The organism is Kitasatospora paranensis (assembly GCF_039544005.1).
GTDB classification, from domain to species: domain Bacteria; phylum Actinomycetota; class Actinomycetes; order Streptomycetales; family Streptomycetaceae; genus Kitasatospora; species Kitasatospora paranensis.
This window is the reverse complement of record NZ_BAABKV010000001.1, coordinates 460,841-480,255: the sequence shown is the minus strand read 5'-3', so window position 1 is coordinate 480,255 and position 19,415 is coordinate 460,841. Positions and strand designations below refer to the sequence as shown.

22 protein-coding genes and 2 pseudogenes are annotated in these 19,415 nt (G+C 72.2%); 13 read left to right on the top strand and 11 right to left on the bottom strand.

Translation table 11 applies throughout. The features are described from left to right. Positions 1–75 precede the first annotated feature (75 nt). From ABEB13_RS02385 to ABEB13_RS02375, 3 genes and pseudogenes are all read left to right on the top strand, one after another. Complete coding sequence (locus ABEB13_RS02385; RefSeq protein WP_345704037.1) at positions 76–879, top strand: alpha/beta fold hydrolase; 804 nt, start codon at positions 76–78, stop codon at positions 877–879. After that, positions 876–2,185, top strand: a pseudogene (locus tag ABEB13_RS02380) (SpoIIE family protein phosphatase). The gene ABEB13_RS02385 and the pseudogene ABEB13_RS02380 overlap by 4 nt, the downstream one beginning before the upstream one ends. Further along, the gene (locus tag ABEB13_RS02375) at positions 2,185–2,523 is read left to right on the top strand and encodes an STAS domain-containing protein (protein WP_345709511.1); all 339 of its coding nucleotides are present in this window, start codon (positions 2,185–2,187) and stop codon (positions 2,521–2,523) included. The pseudogene ABEB13_RS02380 and the gene ABEB13_RS02375 overlap by 1 nt, the downstream one beginning before the upstream one ends. A 137-nt stretch (positions 2,524–2,660) precedes the next feature. Here ABEB13_RS02375 and ABEB13_RS02370 read toward each other — a convergent pair whose 3' ends face one another. Further along, positions 2,661–3,617 (bottom strand): TIGR03557 family F420-dependent LLM class oxidoreductase, encoded by a 957-nt coding sequence (locus tag ABEB13_RS02370; RefSeq protein ID WP_345704036.1) that lies wholly within the window; start codon positions 3,615–3,617, stop codon positions 2,661–2,663. Further along, a complete protein-coding gene (locus ABEB13_RS02365) occupies positions 3,614–4,102 on the bottom strand; it encodes a DoxX family protein (RefSeq protein WP_345704035.1) in 489 nt (162 codons plus the stop codon). The genes ABEB13_RS02370 and ABEB13_RS02365 overlap by 4 nt, the downstream gene beginning before the upstream one ends. A gap of 347 nt (positions 4,103–4,449) precedes the next feature. Here ABEB13_RS02365 and ABEB13_RS02360 point away from each other — a divergent pair, with 347 nt between their 5' ends. Continuing rightward, positions 4,450–4,839 (top strand): transketolase-like TK C-terminal-containing protein, encoded by a 390-nt coding sequence (locus ABEB13_RS02360; RefSeq protein ID WP_345704034.1) that lies wholly within the window; start codon positions 4,450–4,452, stop codon positions 4,837–4,839. A gap of 152 nt (positions 4,840–4,991) precedes the next feature. Here ABEB13_RS02360 and ABEB13_RS02355 read toward each other — a convergent pair whose 3' ends face one another. Next, positions 4,992–5,522 (bottom strand): hypothetical protein, encoded by a 531-nt coding sequence (locus ABEB13_RS02355; protein WP_345704033.1) that lies wholly within the window; start codon positions 5,520–5,522, stop codon positions 4,992–4,994. 177 nt (positions 5,523–5,699) lie between these two features. Here ABEB13_RS02355 and ABEB13_RS02350 point away from each other — a divergent pair, with 177 nt between their 5' ends. Continuing rightward, positions 5,700–6,251 (top strand): hemerythrin domain-containing protein, encoded by a 552-nt coding sequence (locus tag ABEB13_RS02350; protein WP_345704032.1) that lies wholly within the window; start codon positions 5,700–5,702, stop codon positions 6,249–6,251. Positions 6,252–6,277: 26 nt separating this feature from the next. Here the strand turns inward: ABEB13_RS02350 and ABEB13_RS02345 are convergent, their stop codons facing one another. Further along, positions 6,278–7,894 (bottom strand): phospholipase D family protein, encoded by a 1,617-nt coding sequence (locus ABEB13_RS02345; RefSeq protein ID WP_345704031.1) that lies wholly within the window; start codon positions 7,892–7,894, stop codon positions 6,278–6,280. 741 nt (positions 7,895–8,635) lie between these two features. Between ABEB13_RS02345 and ABEB13_RS02340 the strand changes: the two genes are divergently transcribed. After that, positions 8,636–8,899: a hypothetical protein gene (locus ABEB13_RS02340; RefSeq protein ID WP_345704030.1), complete on the top strand. Its 264-nt coding sequence runs from the start codon at positions 8,636–8,638 to the stop codon at positions 8,897–8,899. A gap of 267 nt (positions 8,900–9,166) precedes the next feature. Here the strand turns inward: ABEB13_RS02340 and ABEB13_RS02335 are convergent, their stop codons facing one another. Further along, complete coding sequence (locus ABEB13_RS02335; protein WP_345704029.1) at positions 9,167–9,484, bottom strand: hypothetical protein; 318 nt, start codon at positions 9,482–9,484, stop codon at positions 9,167–9,169. Between ABEB13_RS02335 and ABEB13_RS40225 the strand changes: the two genes are divergently transcribed. Genes ABEB13_RS40225 through ABEB13_RS40215 form a run of 3 tightly spaced genes read left to right on the top strand, consistent with a single transcriptional unit; the run spans position 9,477 to position 10,545 of the window. Beyond that, positions 9,477–9,812, top strand: a complete 336-nt coding sequence (locus ABEB13_RS40225) for a hypothetical protein (RefSeq protein WP_425559854.1) — start codon at positions 9,477–9,479, stop codon at positions 9,810–9,812. The two genes, ABEB13_RS02335 and ABEB13_RS40225, sit on opposite strands and share 8 nt — an antisense overlap. Further along, positions 9,809–10,090 (top strand): SRPBCC family protein, encoded by a 282-nt coding sequence (locus tag ABEB13_RS40220; protein WP_425559853.1) that lies wholly within the window; start codon positions 9,809–9,811, stop codon positions 10,088–10,090. Before ABEB13_RS40225 ends, ABEB13_RS40220 begins: the two co-directional genes overlap by 4 nt. Beyond that, positions 10,021–10,545, top strand: a complete 525-nt coding sequence (locus tag ABEB13_RS40215; RefSeq protein ID WP_425559852.1) for an SRPBCC family protein — start codon at positions 10,021–10,023, stop codon at positions 10,543–10,545. Before ABEB13_RS40220 ends, ABEB13_RS40215 begins: the two co-directional genes overlap by 70 nt. Before the next feature lie 252 nt (positions 10,546–10,797). Here the strand turns inward: ABEB13_RS40215 and ABEB13_RS02325 are convergent, their stop codons facing one another. The 3 genes from ABEB13_RS02325 to ABEB13_RS02320 form a co-directional block, all read right to left on the bottom strand. After that, complete coding sequence (locus tag ABEB13_RS02325) at positions 10,798–10,953, bottom strand: DUF6131 family protein (RefSeq protein ID WP_345704028.1); 156 nt, start codon at positions 10,951–10,953, stop codon at positions 10,798–10,800. A 179-nt stretch (positions 10,954–11,132) separates the two neighbouring features. Beyond that, on the bottom strand, positions 11,133–11,288 hold the full coding sequence (locus ABEB13_RS40210) for a DUF6296 family protein (RefSeq protein WP_380232725.1): 156 nt from the start codon (positions 11,286–11,288) through the stop codon (positions 11,133–11,135). Further along, on the bottom strand, positions 11,285–11,722 hold the full coding sequence (locus ABEB13_RS02320; protein ID WP_345704027.1) for an STAS domain-containing protein: 438 nt from the start codon (positions 11,720–11,722) through the stop codon (positions 11,285–11,287). The genes ABEB13_RS40210 and ABEB13_RS02320 overlap by 4 nt, the downstream gene beginning before the upstream one ends. 498 nt (positions 11,723–12,220) lie before the next feature. On the opposite strand from ABEB13_RS02320, the gene ABEB13_RS02315 reads away from it, so the two are divergent. Then, positions 12,221–12,955, top strand: a complete 735-nt coding sequence (locus tag ABEB13_RS02315) for a sigma factor (protein ID WP_345704026.1) — start codon at positions 12,221–12,223, stop codon at positions 12,953–12,955. 54 nt (positions 12,956–13,009) lie between these two features. Here the strand turns inward: ABEB13_RS02315 and ABEB13_RS02310 are convergent, their stop codons facing one another. From ABEB13_RS02310 to katG, 3 genes are all read right to left on the bottom strand, one after another. After that, on the bottom strand, positions 13,010–13,906 hold the full coding sequence (locus tag ABEB13_RS02310; protein ID WP_345704025.1) for a GAF domain-containing protein: 897 nt from the start codon (positions 13,904–13,906) through the stop codon (positions 13,010–13,012). 111 nt (positions 13,907–14,017) lie between these two features. Further along, positions 14,018–14,404: a class II glutamine amidotransferase gene (locus ABEB13_RS02305; RefSeq protein ID WP_380232723.1), complete on the bottom strand. Its 387-nt coding sequence runs from the start codon at positions 14,402–14,404 to the stop codon at positions 14,018–14,020. A 546-nt stretch (positions 14,405–14,950) separates the two neighbouring features. Beyond that, positions 14,951–17,062: a catalase/peroxidase HPI gene (gene katG, locus ABEB13_RS02290; protein WP_345704024.1), complete on the bottom strand. Its 2,112-nt coding sequence runs from the start codon at positions 17,060–17,062 to the stop codon at positions 14,951–14,953. A gap of 365 nt (positions 17,063–17,427) precedes the next feature. On the opposite strand from katG, the pseudogene ABEB13_RS40205 reads away from it, so the two are divergent. The 3 genes and pseudogenes from ABEB13_RS40205 to ABEB13_RS02280 all read left to right on the top strand — a co-directional run. After that, a pseudogene (locus tag ABEB13_RS40205) lies at positions 17,428–17,979 on the top strand (RNA polymerase sigma factor); the annotation flags it as partial. A 59-nt stretch (positions 17,980–18,038) separates the two neighbouring features. Further along, the gene (locus ABEB13_RS02285) at positions 18,039–18,644 is read left to right on the top strand and encodes an RNA polymerase sigma factor (RefSeq protein WP_345704023.1); all 606 of its coding nucleotides are present in this window, start codon (positions 18,039–18,041) and stop codon (positions 18,642–18,644) included. A gap of 295 nt (positions 18,645–18,939) precedes the next feature. After that, on the top strand, positions 18,940–19,398 hold the full coding sequence (locus ABEB13_RS02280; RefSeq protein WP_345704022.1) for an RICIN domain-containing protein: 459 nt from the start codon (positions 18,940–18,942) through the stop codon (positions 19,396–19,398). Positions 19,399–19,415: the final 17 nt, after the last annotated feature.

The following is a 19,415-nucleotide window of genomic DNA, read 5'->3' as shown; positions in this document are numbered from 1 at the left end:
AGGAGCGGGCGGCCCCGAGCGTACCGGGCGCACGTCGTGCCGGACGGGCCGACCGGACCTGGGATGATGGCCGGCATGGACATCCGGCGCAGGAACAACGTGACCGTCACGGGAAACCCGCACGGGCGGGTGGTGGTGCTCGCCCACGGGTTCGGCTGTGATCAGAACATGTGGCGCCTGACGGTGCCGGCCCTCGCCGAGGACCACCGGGTGGTGCTGTTCGACTACGTGGGCTCGGGGCGCTCGGACCCGTCGGCGTTCTCCGAGGATCGTTACGCCTCCCTGGCCGGCTACGCCCGGGACGTGGTGGAGGTGTGCGAAGCCCTCGACCTGCGGGACGCGGTGTTCGTCGGCCACTCGGTGAGTTCGATGGTGGGGGTGCTGGCCGCGGAGGCGGCTCCGGAGCACATCGGGGCGCTGGTGATGGTCGCCCCCTCACCGCGGTACATCGACGACGACGGCTACCGGGGTGGCTTCAGCACCGAGGACATCGACGAACTGCTCTCCTCACTGGAGTCCAACTACCTGGGCTGGTCGGCGGTCATGGCGCCGGTGATCATGGGGAACGCCGAACGGCCCGAACTCGGCGCGGAGCTGACGAACAGCTTCTGCGCCACCGACCCGGAGATGGCCCGGGTCTTCGCCCGCACGACCTTCCTGTCGGATTCCCGGGACGAACTGAAGCGCGTCAGCGTCCCGACCCTGGTGCTGGACTGCGCACGGGACGTCATCGCCCCGCCGGAGGTCGGCGCCTTCGTCCATCGGGCGATCCCCGGCTCCACGCTGATCACACTCGACGCGACCGGTCACTGCCCGCACCTGTCCGCACCCGAGGCCACCAACGAGGCGCTCCTCGCCTTCCTCAAGGGCCTGGGATGACGTGCCGGGAAGGACAGGAGGGCGCAGCGCCCGGGCCCGAGGACGGCTCGGTGGTGACCTCCGCGTTCGCCGCACTGCTGGAGGACAGTTCCGAGGACCTGTACGAGCACGCCCCCTGCGGCTATCTGTCCACCCTGATGGACGGCACCATCGCGAAGATCAACGGGACGCTGCTGGGCTGGCTCGGCCTGGAACGCAGCGCCGTGGTGGGCCGGAAGCGCTTCACCGACCTGCTGACAGTGGGCGGGCGGCTGTACCACGAGACGCACTTCGCTCCGCTGCTGCAGATGCAGGGGGAGATCAGCGGCATCGCCCTCGAGATCGTCCGCGGTGACCGGACGAGGATGCCCGTGCTCGTCTCCTCCGCAGTGAAGCGCGGCAGTCACGGGGAGCCGTTGCTGATCCGCACCACCGTGTTCGACGCCCGGGACCGCCGGTCCTACGAGGAGGAACTCCTGCGCGCCCGGAAGGCGGCCGAAGAGGCAGCACGGCAGGCGCAGGCCGACCGGGCCCGGCTGCAGGACGCCCTCGCCGCCCTCCAGCAGGCACTCCTGCCCCCGTGCTGCCGTCGGTGCCCGGAGTGGAGACGGCCGCCCACTACCACACCGCCTCACCCGACCGGCTCGGCGGCGACTTCTACGACTTCTTCCCGGTGGGCGAGGGGCGCTTCGCCTTCTTCCTCGGCGACGTGTGCGGCAAGGGGCCGCAGGCTGCCGCGGTCACCTCCCTGACCCGGCACACGCTGCGCGCCGCCGCCCTGCACGACCCCGACCCCGTCTCGGCGCTGTCCACGCTCAACACCGTGCTGCACGAGCGCTATTCGGGCGGCGACCCGCGGTACTGCACCGCGATCTTCGGCATTCTCGAACCCGACCCGTCCACCGGCCGGGTCGGCGTTCTCCTCGGGTCCGGTGGCCACCCGCCGGCCCTGGTCCTGCGGGCCGACGGCACCGCCGACTTCCTGCCCACCCCCGACGGCCTCCTCATCGGCATCCTGCCCGATCCCCACTTCACCACCGCCACCACCACCCTCGCCGCCGGCGACACCCTGCTGCTCTACACCGACGGCCTCCCCGAAGCCCGCACCGGCCCGGGCCGCACGGACCGCTTCGGCGACGACGCCCTGCTCGACTTCGCCGCCGGCCTCGCCGGCCGGCCTCCCCAGGCCGTCGTCCGGGCCCTGACCGGCCTGCTGGACGACTTCGGCGACGGCCTCGACGACGACACCGCGCTGCTCGCGCTCGGCGCTCCCGCCGCGGGCGGGCCCACCGATCCGCCTCCCGGCCCGGGGACGAAGAACGCATGATGAGCCCTCTGAAGATCACTGTCCGAGACGCCGCGACCGGCCCCGTCCTGGAGGTTGCCGGTGAACTCGACTACGCCACCGCCCCAGGGCTGCGCGATCTGGTCACCACCCTCACCCTCCGACCGGGCCAGCGCCTGGTCGTGGACCTTTCCGGGATGGGCTTCTGCGACTCCAGCGGCCTGACCGCCCTGCTGGCGGCCCGTCACCACGCCCACGCCGCGCAGGCGGAGATCGCGCTTGCCGCCGTCCCCGCCCACACGCTGCGCACCCTGCACATCGTCGGCCTGGACCAGATCTTCACCCTCCGCCCCGACGCCGAGTCCGCCACCCGGGCCTGAGCCCCGGGGCGGGCGCCTGTCCCCACCAGGGGACTGCGGCCGCCGGCGACGGGCAGGCGCCGGGCCAGGCGAGCACGCTCCGCATGGACTGTCGCTCGCCCGAGGCGGCCCGATGACGGGGAAGTGCCGCCCGGCGGTCAGCGGTGCAGGGCGGGCAGGACGAGTTCGCGGTAGGCGTCGAAGAAGATCTCCTGGTCGGGGCCGATCTGACCGATGTACACCTCGTCGAAGCCGGCGCGCTGGTAGGCGCGGACGGTGTCGATGTGCTCGTCCTCGTCGTCGCCGCAGGTGACGGCATCGGCCACCATCTCGCGCGTGACGAGTTCGCTCGCCTGCTCGAAGTGCGTGGGGGTGGGCAGGATCTGCGCCAGCTCACCGGGCAGGAGCTCGGTCGGCCACAGCCGGTGAGCGGTGTCGACGGCCTTGTCCCGGTTGCTGCTCCAGCAGACCTTCACCCCGCCGACCACGGTCTTCCCGGTGCCTCCCGCGTCCCGGTAGGCCGCCACGAGGTCGGCGTCGGGGCTCATCGTCACGAAGCCGTCGCCGAGCTGCCCGGCCACCTCGGCCGCCTTCGGGCCGAAGCCGGACACGTAGATCGGCAGCGGCCCGGCGGGCGCGGTGTACAGCCGGGCATTGTCGACGGCGTAGTGGCGGCCGCGATGGTTGACCAGTCGCCCGGTGAACAGCTCTCGCATCACGCCCACCGCCTCCTCCAGCATGTCCGCCCGCTCCGCGAACGACGGCCACCGGTCTCCGTTGACGTGCTCGTTCAGTGCCTCCCCGGTCCCCACACCGAGCGCGAAGCGGCCGCCCAGCAGCACGCTGGAGGTCGCCGCGGCCTGCGCGGTCACCGCAGGGTGCATCCGAACGGTCGGGCAGGTCACGAGCGTGGTGACCGGCAGGTCGACAGCCTGCGACAGGGCCCCGATCATCGACCAGACGAACGGGCTGCTGCCCTGTGCATCGTTCCACGGGTGGAAGTGGTCGGAGATGGCCAGGCGGGTGAACCCGGCCTGCTGCGCCTGCCGGGCCTGGTCCAGAAGCTCGGCAGGTGTGAACTCCTCGCAGGACAGGAAGTAGCCGTAGTCGGTCATGGAAGCCTCCACCCCACCGGCAACAGCGCGCTCGTCACCCGGCCCAGGTGCCGGGGGCGACTGCTCCGGGACGCCTCGACGAGCAGCCCGCCGAGCATGGACAGGTTCTTCAGGAAGTGGATGCGCTGCTGGGCGCGCTCACCCGCGTCCTCGGCCTCCCAGAAGCGGTGACCGGCCCAGGTCACCGGCACCAGGGTGCAGGCCAAAACGGCGGACGACAGCCGCGGCAGCCGCCCGAGCGCGAGGAGCGAGCCGGCGACGGCCTGCACTCCGCCGTTGAGCCGCACTGCGGTGCGGACGTCGCTCGGGACGCCAGGCAGTGGCTCCAGCGCGTCGACCACCGGGGCCGCCGCCGGGACCAAGGGCTTGGGACGCCGCACCGCACCGGCTCCGCCTGCGATGAACATCGACGCCAGCAGAGGGCGCGCACAGACATTGATGATCTCCATGACCAGCGCCTGTCCATCGGGCCGCGGTTCAATCACGCGGACCGTCCTCGGGGAGGACGTGCACAGCTGCCTCGACCGCGGCGGCCCCGTCACCCGCACCCAGGCACCGCGCGCCGACCTCCCGCTCGCGGACTTCCGCTTCTCCCAGGACGAGAACGACGACGCCGTCCAGGAGGTCTCCGACGGGGCCGGCGGGTCGTCCGACTGGGTCCCCACCCTGCCGGACTACCTCGACGTCTCGGTCACCAGCTCGACCGCGTTCAGCCCACCGACACCATGCCGCTCTCCACCCGCGCCAAGCTCCGGACGGCTGCGCCTCGGCGGAGGAGGCTGCCCGCGGCGGCTGCGTCCTGCGCGATCCGGCCGTCGGCGAGCGGCCGCAGGTGCTGCTGCTCGCCACAGGCTCGGAGGTGCACCCGGCACTCGCGGCACAGCGACTGCTGGCCGACGGCGGAGTGCCGAGCCGGGTGGTGTCATTGCCGTGCCTGGAGTGGTTCGCAGCCCAGCCCCGCGCGTACCGGGAGGAGGTCCTGCCGCCTGGTCTCACCGCCCGGGTCGGCGTGGGGGCCGGCGTCGCGCTCGGCTGGCGGGAACTGGTCGGCCCGCGGGGCCGGATCGTGAGCCTGGACCGCTTCGGTGCCTCGGCCGACTACCAGCGCTCTACACCGAGTTCGGCCTCACCGCCGAGGCGGTGGCCGACGCCGCACGGCAGAGCCTCGCCGAGGCCGGGTGAGGCGCCGTCCGTGGGAAGGCGCACCGGGCTCGCCCGATAGGACTGGCCCGACATGAGCGGACCGTCCTGCCGGACGTTCCCGCCGTGACGCCGAACGACGGCATCCGCGTCCCGCACCCGGCTGACGGCTCCGTCGGGAGCCGGGCGTCTGCCGAGTGCGGGGCCGGGAGCGCTGCTCCCGGCGCCCCGTGGCTACGGTCGGGCGCTGTGCGCCGCCGGCCCGCGCGGATGCCCGACCAGTACCTCGGTACTGGTCTCCCGGTGCCACCCGTTGAGGAGGTCGGCCTGCGCCCGGGCCCGGTCCGCCAGGCGATCGACCGCGGCGGCGTCCAGACGCGGGTCGTCCTCGGCGACGCTGCGCAGGGCCCGCCACAGGGCTGCCTTGCCCTCGACGCCGGTGCGCATGGCCTCCAGCTCGACGAGATCGCTCAGCGGCGGCCGGCGGACCAGGGTGCCGTTCGGCTTGAGCCTGCCGATCCGCTCGCCGGCGACACCCAGCCAGGTGCGGTAGTGCCGGACGGGTACGCCCAGCCGGTTCATGATCCGCACCAAGTCGTCCCGGTCCTGGGCGATTTCCCGGGCGAGTCGGCGCAGGTCGGCGGCGCGCCGCGGGTCCGGGTGGCTGCCGGCCATCCGGCGGGCCAGCGCGGCGCCGCCGAAGGCTCCGGTCAGGTGGTCGTTCAGGTAGATGTTCAGCGGTCGCGCGATCTGCTGTCGGGACATCGTGCCCTCCATCGAATATGGGCCGCCTGCGGGTGGCGGACGACACGGCCGGAGCCGTCGCCTCCGGTGCGCCTACCCGGATCGCGGTTTCGTCCCGCCGCCCGAACATCGCTTTTGACCGGGACGGACCGGGGCAGGCGTCTGCCGCAGCATTCACCACGACGACGGGAGTGCACCATGACCGGCCACGGCGCAGACGTGATCGCGGAGCTCGAGGCGGACCATCGGGAGGTGCAGATGCTCTTCGCGCGGATCGCCGTGGCGCCGCGCACCGAGCTGCAGGAGCTCGTCCACCGGGTCAGCGTCGAGCTCGTGCGGCACTCGATCGCGGAGGAGGCCTACCTCTACCCGGCCGTCCGCGCCCACGTCCTCGACGGTGACCGGCTGGCCGACAAGGAGGTCGCCGACCACGCCCAGGTCGAGAGGCTGCTCAAGGGCCTAGAAGGCAGGTCCCCGGCCGATGCGGACTTCGATCCGCTCCTGCGGACGCTGAGCCGCGAGGTGGGCCTGCACATCCAGGACGAGGAGCAGCGACTCTTCCCCGCGCTTGCCTCCGGCACCACGCCGGAGGAGCTGATGAAACTGGGGGATCGGGTCCGCGCGACGAAGGCGATGTCGCCGACGAGGCCGCATCCCGACGCGCCGTCCTCGGCAACCGCCCGCCGGCTGCTGGCCCCGGGGATCGGCCTCATCGACCGGGTGCGCGACTACGTCTCCGGCCGGGGGTGATCCGGCACCAGGACACCGCGTGCCGATCAGAAGGAACGGCTGCGCCGCAACCGGAGCGGCCGGCCGTCGGGGTCGGCCACCAGGCGGTAGAGGGGGCCGGCCAGCACGCGCGCCGTGCCTGTCAGCTGCGGCACCCGGTAGGGGCGCAGCCGGCCCGGCGGACGGGGGCCCCGGCGGCTGTTGCGGTGCCACGCGTCCAAGGCGGCGGCGGCCTCGGCAAATGCGTCGAAGGCGAGGACCGGGTCGCAGAGGGGATCCGGCGCGAGCGGGTCGTCGGGCGCGGGGCGGTCCAGGTGTTCACGGGCGAGTTCCAGTCGGAGGTTCCTCGCGAAGGTACGCGCGCTGTGGCCCTGCCCGCCTGGGTCGCGCGGCTCGCGCCCGTCCCGGTCCTGGTCCAGGACGGCGCAGTTGAGCTCCGAATCATGTGTCCAGGAGCGGCGGTTGAGGTTGGCGGAGCCGACCGACGCCCAGACGTCGTCGACCACGCACACCTTGGCGTGCACGTAGACGGGAGTCCCTGCGTGGTTCTCCACCCCGTAGACGGCGACCCGGTCACCGCCGGCGCGGCGCAGCTCCTCCAGGGCGGCGATCCGTCCGACCAGGTTCATCCCCCGGGTGAGTCGGCCGTCCTGATCGGGGTGTGAGGGGACGACAGCGATCAGCCGTAGCCCCGGGTTGTCGGCAAGGGCCCGGGCGAAGCAGCCTGCGACTTCGGCCGACCAGAGGTACTGATCCTCGACATGGACGAGCGCCCGGGCCCGCAGCAGGGCCTTCCGGTAGCCGCGGGCGACACTGCGCTCGCCGTCGGGGGCGTAAGGGTAGCCGCGGAGCAGCCGGTTGGGGTATGTGCGCAGCACCTGGACGGTGTGGCTGCCGCAGGGCAGCGGGTCGGGCAGCCGGGCGGGCAGCCGGCCGGCCCGGGTGTCCTCGCGGTGCACCAGCTGGCGTAGCCGGCCGAATGGGCTGCGGCTGAGCGGGGCCGGGTCCTCCCAGCGCTCCCGGAAGCAGCCCTCCAGGTCACCGACGGCGGGCCCGCGGACGGCCAGCTGGAGGTCGTGCCACGGCGGCCGGTGGCCGTAGACGGCGGCCATCGGCTGGGCCCGCGGGTCCCCGCGATGGGTGCCGTCGTCACGGCGGCTGTGACAGAGGTCGATGCCTCCGACGAAGGCGACATCGAGGTCCGGGCGGTCCGGATGGCGCAGCACGACCAGCTTCTGGTGGTGCGAACCGCCCGGCCGCACCCGCATGTCCAGCAGACACTCGCCCCCGGCAGCCTCGACTTCCTCGCCGATATGGCGGTTCTCCCGCTCGCTGAACTGGAGCCGGTCCAGATGGGACCGCCACACCAGGCCCTTGACGATCACGCCGCGTTCGGCCGCCGCGCACAGCGCGCCGCCGACGTCGGTGCCGTCATCGTCGAGCAGCTCGTCCGGGTCGCCGCGCCAGTCGGTGAAGAGCAGCAGGTCCCCGGCGCGCTGAGCACGCACGGCGGCGAGCAGTTCGGCGAAGTACGCGGCGCCGTGGACCAGCGGCCGTACCCGGTTGCCCTCGGACCAGGCCGCCCGGCCGGCCCGGCGGTGATCCAGGACGGTCGCCCGGTTCCCGCGTTCGTCGGGCAGCAGCAGCCAGTCGGTGAGTTCCACGGTGCGCTCTCCTCCTTCCCCCGTCGGCCTGACACCACCCTGACGGCTACCCCGGGGGCGGCGTTTCATCGGCACAGGTGCGTCCTCCTGTGGTGTGGGTTTGGGGGCTTTGGGCAGAAGCGGGGCATGTCGCTGGCTTCGGCGATGGATACGGCGCAGGTCCGGTCGGTGGTTCTCTGGCACGGCAGTCCGGGGCTGCGGGCGCGCGGGCGCCTTGCGTCCTGGCCGGCCGGCCCGCCGCGGATGGACGGCAAAGTGGTGCTGGTGACCGGTGCCGCGCCGGGAACCGGGCGGGCGGCTGTGGCCGGGTTCGCCCGGCGGGGTGCCCGTGTGCGGGGCCTGGCCCGGGATCGGGCCGGCCACGGACCCTCCCGCTGACGGCCGCACCGGACGAGGATCCTCGACCGTCCCGGAGGCGACGTCGCCCCGCAGGATTGCGCCTCCCGCGTGCGCGCACGGGGCTGTCTGTCCAGACTGGAAGTGCGGCCCTTGGCGCCCGAAGCGCCGACAGTACCTGATCGCTCGAAGATTGCCCTGGGCGATCGGTCGCCGCGGTTGACTGGGCGTCACACCTGCGCGATGGCCGAGGCCAGGCCTCCGGTGGACGCATCGCGTTTGCCCCGCGCCCGCCGTGAGCCGGACGGTGTCCGCGTCCGGCGTGTGCCGCGGAGTGTCGCGCTGTGTGTGTGCCCCTTGACGCGCTGTCCGACCGGGAAGGGCACATCGGGAAGGGATGACCTCATGAACAACGCCACCAAGGCCGCTGTGGCGGCTGCCGTCGCCGGCGGCTACGTACTCGGGCGCGCGAAGAAGGGACGACTCGCGTTCGCGGTGGCAACCTACATCGCCGGGCGCCGGTTCGGGCTCGATCCGCGGCAGCTCGCCACCGAAGGGCTCCGGAAGCTGGGTGAGGTGCCCCAGGTCGCCGAGCTCAACGAGCAGGTCAGGGGGAGCTCCTGGAGGCGGGCAAGAAAGCTCTGGTCGCCGCGGCCAACCGACAGGTAGGCGAGCTCGCCGACTCCCTGCGCGAACGCACGCTCAACATCGGCAAGCCGAAAGACCAGGACGACGAACTCGACGACGAGGAAGAGTTCGACGAGCCCGAGGGCGAGGGGAGGGCGAGGACCAGTGGGAGGAGGTGCCGCAGGACGAGGACGTCGAGGAGCCCGGAGAGGAAGGAGAGGACGAGGAGGAGCCGGAGGAGGAAGAGGAAGAGGAGCCGTCGCGCAAGCCTGCCCCGCGGCACCGCGCCGGACGTCCCGCGCGGTCGGCTCACAGGGCCGAGCCCGAGCGCAAACCCACGAGGAGGACCCCGGAGAGGTCCGCCTCCCCGGCCAAGCGCTCGACCGGCCGCGCGGCGCCGGCCGGACCGGCGGCGAAGAGGACGGCAGGAGCGAAGGCTTCTGCCCCCGCGAAGAAGAGCGCGACGCAGAAGGCTCCCGCGGAGAAGAGCGCGGCGAAGGCCCCAGCGAAGAAGGCTCCAGCGAAGAAGGCCCCAGCGAAGAAGGCTCCGGCGAAGAAGAGCGCGGCGAAGAGGACCGCCTCCGGAACGCCGTCCACGCGCGCCGGCAGGAGGTAGGCCGTGGCCACCAAGGAGGAGCAGAAGGCACCTGGGACCTCGGGTTTCGACAAGCTGCGCGAGGAGGCCGTCCACTATCTCGGAGCACAGGTGGAGCACCTGGTCGACAAGGCCGGCGAGAAGGTCTCCGACCTCACCGGCCGGCTCGGTGAGGTCGTCGAGAACGGTGGCGCGCTCCCGAAGAGCGGCGCCCGTGCCCTGCCGGGGGCTCACCGGCGAAGGCCTTCCTCGGCGAGAAGGCGAAGAGCGTCAAGGACAACGTCGTCGACAAGGTCAAGGGCGCGTTCGGCGGCGGTGGTGGCGGCAAGCCCGGACGGAAGTCCGGCAAGAAGCCGATGAACATCATCGAGACCCTCGACGTCGGCGTTCCGCTGCGCACCGCGTACGACCACTGGACGAAGTACGAGGACTTCAGCGGCTTCGCGAAGGGCGTGCAGAGCGTCTCCCAGGGCGATGAGGTCACCACCGACTGGGAGGTCAAGGTCGGGCCGTCCAAGCGCAGCTTCAAGGCCACCGTGCAGGAGCAGGTACCGGACGAACGCATCGTGTGGACCTCACAGGGCGCCAAGGGCAGTACCCGCGGCGCCGTGAGCTTCCACGAGATCACCCCACCCTGACCCGCATCGTCCTCGTCGTCGAGTACTACCCCGCGGGCTTCTTCGAGAAGACCGGCAACATCTGGCGCGCCCAGGGCCGCCGGCTGCGCCTGGACTTCAAGAACTTCCAGCGCTACGTCTCGCTCAGCAACGACGAGGCCGACGGCTGGCGCGGCGAGATCCGCGACGGCGAGGTCGTCAAGACCCACGAGGAGGCCGTCGAGGAGGAAGAGGCCGCCGAGGGGGAGAGCGAGTACGACGAGCCCGAATACGACGAGGAGGACGGCGGTCCCGAGGAGGAAGACGCATACAGCGAGGAGGGAGAGCCCGAGGAGTACGACGAAGGGGAGTTCGACGAGGGCGAGTACGACGACGAGGGCGAGTACGACGACGAAGAGGATGCCCCCGGGAATGACGATGACGAGGAGGAGTTCGAGGCGGATGAGGAGGATGGTGGTGAGCGTGCCCGCCGTTGACCGGCCCGAGCACCCGGGTTCGCTCAAGAAGGCGGCCGACGCCATCCTCGGGTGACGCGGTGACGCGGTGACGCGGTGACGCGGTGACGCGGTGACGCGGTGACGCGGTGACGCGGTGACGCGGTGACGCAGTGACGCAGTGACGCAGTGACGCGGTGACGCGGTGGGCCGCCGGTCCGCCTGTCCCCACGGTGCAGCCTGGGCCCTTTCCCCTCCGGGGGACGGGGGTGCCCGGGGTTGGCAGACGGTGTGTCAGTAGTAATGGCGGCGGGCGCCGACCTGGTGGCCGACCGCGCCCAGGATCCACAGGATCGCGCCGATGACGACGAGGACGATGCCGATGGTCCAGAGTATGGAGATGCTGGTGAGGAATCCGATGACGAGAAGGATGACTCCGAGGATGATCACGGTGGTCTCCGGTGTGTGGTCCCGGTAGTGGTGCTCCGCCGGTGCGGAGGTACTGGTTCGTCTTCCCGTTTTCGTGCTTTTAACGGGGCATTCTCCTATTTGTTGTGGTCTCGCCTGGCACGAGTTCCGGATCCGGGTGGGATCGCGAGTTCGGGCCGGCGCCGGTGCCGCGAACCAGCTCACGAGTGCGTTCTTCGGAAGGTGCCGGCAGTGTCCTGGAAGATCGGTTGGCCGTCCGGGGTGTGGGTGCCGGTGGCGTGAACGATCACGATCTCCGGGGGCGCGTGGGTGCCGGGCGTGCCGGGGAGGGTGACTGCGTAGCGCGTGCAGGTCAGGCGGCCGTGGCGACGGGCTCGGCCATGCGGGTGGCGAGGGCGTGGCGGACGTCGGGCTGGACGGGGAACAGGTCCTCGGTCTCGCTCAGGCGGAGCAGGCGTTCGACCTGGGGGCTGGGGGAGAGGAGGACGAGGGTGCGGCCGGCCTGGCGGGCCGTCAGGCGGGCCTGGAGGAACAGATTGAGGCCGGTGCAGGAGCAGAAGCCGAGGTCGCGCAGGTCGACGCAGATGAGCGGGCAGGGCATGGCGAGCGTCCGGTCGAGGGCGTCTCGCGCGGCTTCCGCGTCGTCGGGGTCGAGGGTGCCGCCGAGGTAGCACAGGGCCGCGTCACCGAGACGAGCGGTGACGGCGCGCAGGGCAGTGCCAGGCGGGCATGCGGGGTGGCAGGAGTGGGGGTGCATGGCCAGGCCTCCTGGCCCGTCGATGGTCCCCATGCTACGAGGGAGCGACGCGCTCCGGTCGTCTTCGGGAGTCCCGGGCAGACGGCGGGTGCGAACGGCGGGGACGACGGGCGACCGCGGCGGCAACCTGCCGTGTCTCCACCCTACGCCCCCGGAATGAAGTGAACCCGGGCCGCAGGGATGACGTCCATTCGCCCTGCGGGCACAGGCCGAGGGGATGATGAACACAGAGCGTTGTGACCCGTCCGTGCTTCGGCCCGTCGAGAGGGTTCGCGGGACGGGTGCTCCCGATTCCGGTTTCCCTGGAAGCTGCGGGGCAGACGCTGCCTGGGCGGAGGCGGACAACTCCCTTCGCCCCGCACCGATCGGCCTGGGGCCGGCCGTGCATGGCACGGTGATCATGACCGGGGTGCCGCCGTCTGAAGAAGCCGGACGGGCGGGGCTCCCTTCTTCCGCGTTTCCTGTTGACCCGATGCCCTTCGTCCCGGAGGGGTGGGTGCGCGGCGTCCGTCTCGTGAAGGGATGCGGGCGGTGGGCAAGGCGCAGGCGCGTGCCTTGAGCGATGCGCGCTTCGTCCGGCTGGCCGGGCTCGAGCCCGGTACGGCCGCCTCCAGCCATGTGCGCGGCACCCTCATCGAGCTGAACGTGCCCCTGGTGCGCTTCGCCGCGGCACGCTTCCGCTCCCGGGCCTCGACCGAACGCCAGGGCCTCACACAGGCCGGCACGGTCGGGCTGATCAAGGCCGTTGACGGCTACGACATCCAGCGCGGTGTCGAGTTCCTCGCCTATGCGCTGCCGACCATCATCGGCGAGATCAAGCGGTACTTCCGCGACACGATCCGGCCGGTGCGGGTGCCGCGCAGCCTTCAGGAGCTGTACCTCACGGTCACGCATGCCGCGGACCGGCTCGAACAGCGATCGGGGCGCCTGCCGACCGCCGCCGAACTCGCCACCGACCTCGACGTCGATCAACCCCAGGCGGAGCGGGGCCTGATGGTCGGCCGGGCCTACCGGGCGTACTCCCTCGACGAGCTGCGCGGCGACAGCAGCGACGGCATCGCCACCCGCGCAGAGCGCATCGGGGGCTGCGATCCCGAACTCGACCTGGTGGGCCGCGTGGGCGCGGGCCAGGAACGCACCCTGGCCGCGCCACTGGCGCCGTCCCGGGCCACTCCGCACTCTGCCCCCCCGTGGGCTGCCTGCTCCGGCCCTCGTCCCGGAGCACCTCCGGTAGGCCGTTCCGCGGCCGTCCGGTGCCGCACCTGATGCCTCGTCCGCCAGATGCCCACGCCCGACGCCCCGGCCCCGGTCGGCGCGTCCTCAGCGTTCGCCCGCCGCGTGGTGGAGGTACTCAAGGGCGTTCAGCAGGGTGTCCCGCAGATTCCAGTTCAGCCAGCCCGCGGTGTGGTGGGCCAAGGCGTCGAGGGCGCTCTCCTCGATGCGGCTGGGGGTGTGTCCGGGGCGGGTGTGGTGGGTCGACACGATCCCCAGGCAGCGGCCGAGGACGAGGAAAGGGGTGCTCTGCACGGCCCGGCTGTCCGCTGCGAGCAGCGCCTCGCGGGCGGGGGCGTACGAGAACAGAGGGTCGGTCGACGTGTCGGTGACGGTGACCCGCCGGCCGCGGGCCCGGGCAGCAGAGCAGGCGCTCGTGGTGGCGGGGGAGACGCGGGCGAAGAAGTCCAGGAACGGCTGGTCGAAGCCCTGCTGCTCCTCGATCACGAGCGTGTCGTGCAGCGGATCGAGGACCTGCAGGTCGGCCCGGGCGCAGCCACTGATGTCGACCGTCCGGGCGAGGGCGGCGCGCAGGACGGTGCCACGGTCGGCGGTGTCGGCTCCTGCCTCCTCCCAGTATGAGGAGTCGGGGGCGCCCGGCCGGTTCCGACGGGGGAACCACAGCCGGTGGCGGTCGGCCGGTCGTGGTGCGGCGACAACGGCCTCCGCCAGGACTTGGGGCGGCAGGTGGTGGAGTCGGGCGGCGGCCTCGATCAGGGCAACGGTGTCGGCACCGTTGGCCAGCCGGTAGCGCTCCATCAGAACGCCGGCTGCCTGCCAGAGCGTCGCGGTCTCTACGGACGGGCGCTGCGGGAACGGGAGTCGGGCCGGCGCGGTCGAGAGCCCGCCGGTGCTCCCGTGGCCACGTCCGTGGACGGTCGGGTCGGTGGTGGCGATGGCCGTCCTCCTGTCGCGGACACGGCCGCGTGCGGCAGCCGGGTGCACGCCGAGCGTACCGGTGACGACCGTGCGTCCGGCGCACAGTGGTCGGGGAAGGGGTCGGGGAAACCGCAGGCCCTCCCGGCCCGTGATGGCGATGGGCGGACTGCTGTCGGGTCAGGCCGGGCGCGGGACGAGGCCGCGCAACTCGCCGCCCCCGTCCGCGACATGGCCGTAGGAGGATTCGGGTACCTCGTGCCAGGCGCCCGTCAGGTCGCCGAGCGGTTCGGAGACCACGATGCGTGCACCGTCCGCGACCTCGCGCAACGCCTCGATCTCCGGGTGGAGCGCGCGCAGCGTGCGGACATCCGTGCTGAAGAACAGTGTCCTCGAGTGACGTTCTGTGGAGTATCGGAAGGCCCAGAGGCGGCGTCCGTCGGAGACCGCGACCGTCATCTGAAGTGGGTCGGGCACACCGTGGCGGTTCCCTGCGGCCTCGATGGTGCCGATCATGCGCTCGACGGCGAGCGGGGTGTCGTCCTGCAGCCCGAACGTGAGCGCCACGTAGAACATCAGCTCGGAGTCGGTGGATCAGCAACTGCCACCCCTTCCGCTACGGCCGCTGGTTGTGGATGCACAACGGCGCCATCCAAGGCTTCCCCGAGCTCAAGCGGGACCTCGCTCTCGTCGTGGACCCGTCGCTGTACCCGTTCATCGAAGCGTGCCGGCTCTGGTCGATCAGGGAGTGCTGGGGCTTGTAGAGCAGCTCCGCCAACGCGATCGGAGACCCGGAATAGGCCAGCCACCTGCACATGTCCTCACCGTCCGTCGCCAACATGGGCGGGTGCCCGGCCGGATGCCGCGGCCGCGGTGTCTGTCCCGCCCTGCCTTCCACGGTAGGCACGACCGGGGCCGCCCGCCGAACATGACCAGGCAGGGACGGTCTGCTCGGCCAGTCAAGGGGAGCTGGCACAGAGCCGTCGCGTGGCCCTGTCTTCTCGTCCGTCCGCCCCGCCGATGCAGCCGTCCGGATTCGTCGAACTGTCGCCGCCAGGTTCGGGGCCGGGGTCCCACGCCAGGTATGGCGAGGGACCCCGCCCGGCTCGCCGCCTACCGGGGCGAGGTTGCCGGTGGAGGTCGGTGCAGGTCGAACCGGTCGAGGTTCATCACCTTCTGCCAGGCCGCCACGAAGTCGCGCACGAACTTCTCGTCCGCGTCCCCGGCGGCGTAGACCTCGGCGATGGCGCGTAGCTGGGAGTGCGACCCGAAGACGAGGTCGACGGCAGTGGCCAGCCATCTCATCTCGCCGGTCTTCCGGTCCCGCCCCTCGAAGACGTTCACGCTCGACTCCGACGCTCTCCACTCCGTGCCCGAGTCGAGCAGATTGATGAAGAAGTCTCTCGTCAGCGTCTCCGGACGCAGGGTGAGGACGCCGTGCTGGGAACCCCGGAAGCCGGCGTTCAGTGCCCGCATGCCGCCGACCAGGACGGTCATCTCGGGCGCGGTCAGCGTCAGCAGGTTCGCCCGATCCAGCAGCAGCGTCTCCGGCGACAGCTTTTCGCCGGAGCGGAGATAGTTGCGGAACCCGTCGGCCCGCGGGGCGAGCACGGCGAACGACTCGACGTCGGTCTGCTCCTGCGAGGCGTCCGTGCGCCCCGGCGCGAACGGGACAGTGACGGTATGCCCGGCGTTCAGCGCGGCCCGCTCGACCGCTGCGCAACCGCCCAGGACGATCAGGTCGGCGAGGGAGATCCTCTTGGCGCCGGTCTGTGCCGCGTTGAAGTCCCGCTGGATCTGCTCCAGCCGATGCACCGTTCCGACCACCTCGGGCAGGTCGTTGGCCTCCCAGTCCCTCTGCGGCGCCAGCCGGATCCGCGCCCCGTTGACCCCGCCGCGCTTGTCGGTACCGCGGAAGCTCGCTGCTGCGGCCCACGCGGTGGTGACCAGCTGCGGGATGCTGAGACCGGAGTGGACGATCCGCTCCTTGAGGGCCGCAATGTCCTCGTCCTCGACCAGTTCGTGATCGACCGGGGGGACCGGGTCCTGCCACAGCTGCGGGTCGGGAACCCACGGCCCGAGATAGCGGGACAGCGGGCCCATGTCGCGGTGGAGCAGCTTGTACCAGGCCTTCGCGAAGGCCTCGGCGAGCTCGTCCGGATGCTCGTGGAAGCGCCTGCAGATCGGCCCGTAGACCGGGTCCTCCCTCAACGCCAGGTCCGTCGTCAGCATCATCGGGGCGTGCCGCTTCGACGGGTCGTGCGCGTCCGGCACCGTGCCCTGCGCCGCGGGATCGGTCGGCCTCCACTGGTGGGCCCCAGCGGGACTGGTGGTGCGTTCCCAGTCGTAGCGGAACAGGTTGCCCAGATAGCCGTTGTCCCAGGCCGTCGGCTTGTTGGTCCAGGCGCCTTCCAGTCCGCTGGTGAGCGTGTCGGCGCCCTTGCCGCTGCCGTACGTGTTGTGCCAACCCAGGCCCTGCTGCTCCAGGGGAGCGGCCTCGGGTTCCGGGCCGAGGTACGCCGGATCGACGGCGCCGTGGCACTTTCCGAAGGTGTGACCTCCGATGATGAGGGCCGCTGTCTCCTCGTCGTTCATGGCCATCCGCCCGAAGGTCTCCCGGATGTCGCGGGCGGCGGCCAGCGGGTCCGGATTGCCGTCGGGACCCTCCGGATTCACGTAGATCAACCCCATCTGCACGGCGCCGAGAGGATTGCTGAGATCGCGGTCGCCGCTGTAGCGCTCGTCTCCGAGCCAGGTGTCCTCCGGGCCCCAGAAGATCTCCTCGGGTTCCCAGATGTCCTCGCGTCCGAATCCGAAGCCGAACGTGCTGAACCCCATCGACTCCAGGGCGCAGTTGCCGGCGAACACCAGCAGGTCGGCCCATGAGATGTTCTGGCCGTACTTCTGTTTGACCGGCCACAGCAGCCGACGCGCCTTGTCTAGGCTGGCGTTGTCCGGCCAGCTGTTGAGCGGGGCGAAGCGCTGGGCGCCACTGCCGCCGCCTCCTCGCCCGTCGGCGATGCGGTACGTGCCTGCGGCGTGCCAGCTCATCCGGATGAACAGCGGTCCGTAGTGGCCGTAGTCGGCAGGCCACCAGTCCTGTGACGCGGTCATCAGCTCGATGACGTCCCGCTTCAACGCCTCGACGTCGAGTGCGGTGAACTCGGTCGCGTAGTCGAAGTCATCGCCCATCGGGTTGGAACGGGGCGAGTGCTGGTGCAGCACCTGCAGGTCCAGCTGGGCCGGCCACCAGTCCCGATTCGCCCTTGGGCGAGTCGGGACCGGGGTGGGGAGGGAATCGCTGGGTTTTCACTCTCGCTGCCGGACACGTCCGCCCCTTCTTCTTCCATTCTGGTACGGCTTTTCTGCCCCTTTCACCCGTATGCTCCCGTATCGCGGCCGGTGCGCCGAGCAGAACACGCAGGGAGCGGCCGGCGAGTGCCCGGACGGCGGTGTTCGGCCGTGGTGCACTGCGCGATCGGCATCCGCTCGACGACGTCCGCGCCGCCTCGTCCGTGACCGGCGATGCGAACGCGGGCTTCCCGGCCGGGTCGGCCCCCGCCGGCGGTGGCCGACGGACGCCCGTTCCGATGCTCGCGGTGCAGGGCTGCTGCTGCGCATCACCGGTCGCGGGCGAGTGCGGGGTGGGACAAGGGCGCCTCCCGAGCCTCCTTCGGTTCGCCCCGGTGGGCCGGTGGGTGCGGCTGCGCGCTGCGCGCCGGATCGCCCTCGGCACGACGCCGCTCGGCAGCACGCCCCCGGCCCCGTCCGTGCGGCTGGAGGAGTCCGTGCAAAGCCGTGCACGATCTTTGTGGACTGGACCAATAGGCCGGTGGCGTGCGGCCGACCAGACTGGCGGGCCCGTCCACACCTCCGCCACCTGCGGCGATGACCCACCAGGAGCGGAGCACGTGTCCACCTCCGACCACGCCGGCCGTGATCTGTCCGCGTTCGGCGACGCCGAACTCGCCGAGGCCCTGCGTCCCGCAACGGACGGCACCGGCGGCGGGCCGGACCAGGACGCGGTGATGGCGGAGGTGTTCCGGCGGCACCACGCCGCCGTCCTGGCCTATGCGCGGACCTGCTGCCGCGACCGGCACAGCGCCGAGGACCTGGCCGCGGAGGCCTTCGCGGCGACCTGCCGCGCGGTGACGGCGGGCCGCGGCCCTCGTACGCCTGGCGGCCCTATCTGCTCACCTGCGTGCGGCGGATCGCCGCCGACTGGGCGCGCGGGGCGCAGCGCATGCACCTCGCCGCCGACTTCGACACCTGGGCCGCGGCGATCCCCGGATCCGAGGACACCGAGGCCTCGGTGCTCGACGGACAGGAGGCCGCACTGGTCGCCCGCGCCTTCGCCCGGCTCCCGGAGCGCTGGCAAGCGGTGCTCTGGTACTCGGCGGTGGAGCGGGAGGGCGCGGGGGAGGTGGCGCGTCGGCTCGGGATGACCGCGAGCGGCGTCGGCTCGCTGGCGGCCCGCGCCCGGGAGGGGCTGAAGGCGGCCTACCTGGAGGCGCATCTGGACGCGGCGGGCAGCGCGGAGTGCCGGCACTACGGGCACCTCCTCAGTGTCGCCGTCCGTGGGGGCGGCAGCCGGGGGCGCGACCTGGAACGGCACCTGGCGTCCTGCGACCGGTGCGGACGGGCCGCCGCCGACCTGCAGGACATCAACAGCCGGCTCGGTGCCCTGCTCCCGGTCGCGCTGCTGCTGTGGGGCGGGTGCTACGCCGTGGCGCCGCTCGCCGCCGGCGCGGCGGCGTCGGGAGCGGGAGCCCCGGCCGGCCAGGCGGCGCGGCCTCGGGCAGCGTGACGTCAGGTGGTGGTGTGACGTCAGGCGGTGTGACGTCGGGTGGTGGTGTGACGTCGGGTGCGGTCGGGGCGTGGGTGCCGGTGGCCGGTGCGGTGCTGGCGGTCGGCGCGGCTGCGGTCGCCGCCACGGCGATGTTCTGGCCGGCGAGTCCCTCCGGCCCGGGTGCGCACCCCGCGACCCCGCCGGGGCGGCCGCATCGGTGGGCTCGGCGGCGGTCACCACCCCGACCGCGACCCCTCCCGGGCATCCGTCCGGAGCGCCGTCGGCGACCGCGTCGTCGGCCCCGTCCCCGGCCGTGCCGCAGGTCTCGGCGACCCGCCCGGCACTGCCGGCCGGGTCGCGGCAGTTGGTGAGCCGCAAGACCGGCCAGTGTGCGGAGGCCGGGCCGGGCACGGCGGTCTCCCAGCAGCCGTGCCGGTCCGTCACCTCCCAGGCGTGGTCGCTCGTCACGGCCGCGGACGGGACGGTGCAGCTGCGCAACGCGGCGGCCGCCCGTTGCCTGGGCGTCGGCGGGAGCACCCAGGATCAGGCGCGCACCGTCCTGGAGCCGTGCGACGCAGCCGCGGCAGGGCAGAGCTGGCGGATCCCCGACGACGGCCAGTACCACCCCGTGATCAACCAGGACAGCGGGATGTGGCTCGGCCTGGTCGACTGGTCGCTCCCGGCACCGCCGGCCGGGGACGGTCTGACGCAGAGCAAGAACTACTACAACGACCCGGCGTTCCGCTGGTTGCTGCGTCCCGCTGTCGACTGAAAGGTCACGGTCGGATA

Excerpts from the sequence above, each read along its gene's own strand:
- ABEB13_RS02385 (WP_345704037.1), top strand. The coding sequence starts at position 76 with ATGGACATCCGGCGCAGGAACAACGTGACCGTCACGGGAAACCCGCAC.
- ABEB13_RS02375 (WP_345709511.1), top strand. The coding sequence starts at position 2,185 with ATGAGCCCTCTGAAGATCACTGTCCGAGACGCCGCGACCGGCCCCGTC.
- ABEB13_RS02370 (WP_345704036.1), bottom strand. The coding sequence starts at position 3,617 with ATGACCGACTACGGCTACTTCCTGTCCTGCGAGGAGTTCACACCTGCC.
- ABEB13_RS02355 (WP_345704033.1), bottom strand. The coding sequence starts at position 5,522 with ATGTCCCGACAGCAGATCGCGCGACCGCTGAACATCTACCTGAACGAC.
- ABEB13_RS02350 (WP_345704032.1), top strand. The coding sequence starts at position 5,700 with ATGACCGGCCACGGCGCAGACGTGATCGCGGAGCTCGAGGCGGACCAT.
- ABEB13_RS02340 (WP_345704030.1), top strand. The coding sequence starts at position 8,636 with ATGAACAACGCCACCAAGGCCGCTGTGGCGGCTGCCGTCGCCGGCGGC.
- ABEB13_RS40220 (WP_425559853.1), top strand. The coding sequence starts at position 9,809 with ATGAACATCATCGAGACCCTCGACGTCGGCGTTCCGCTGCGCACCGCG.
- ABEB13_RS02320 (WP_345704027.1), bottom strand. The coding sequence starts at position 11,722 with ATGGGGACCATCGACGGGCCAGGAGGCCTGGCCATGCACCCCCACTCC.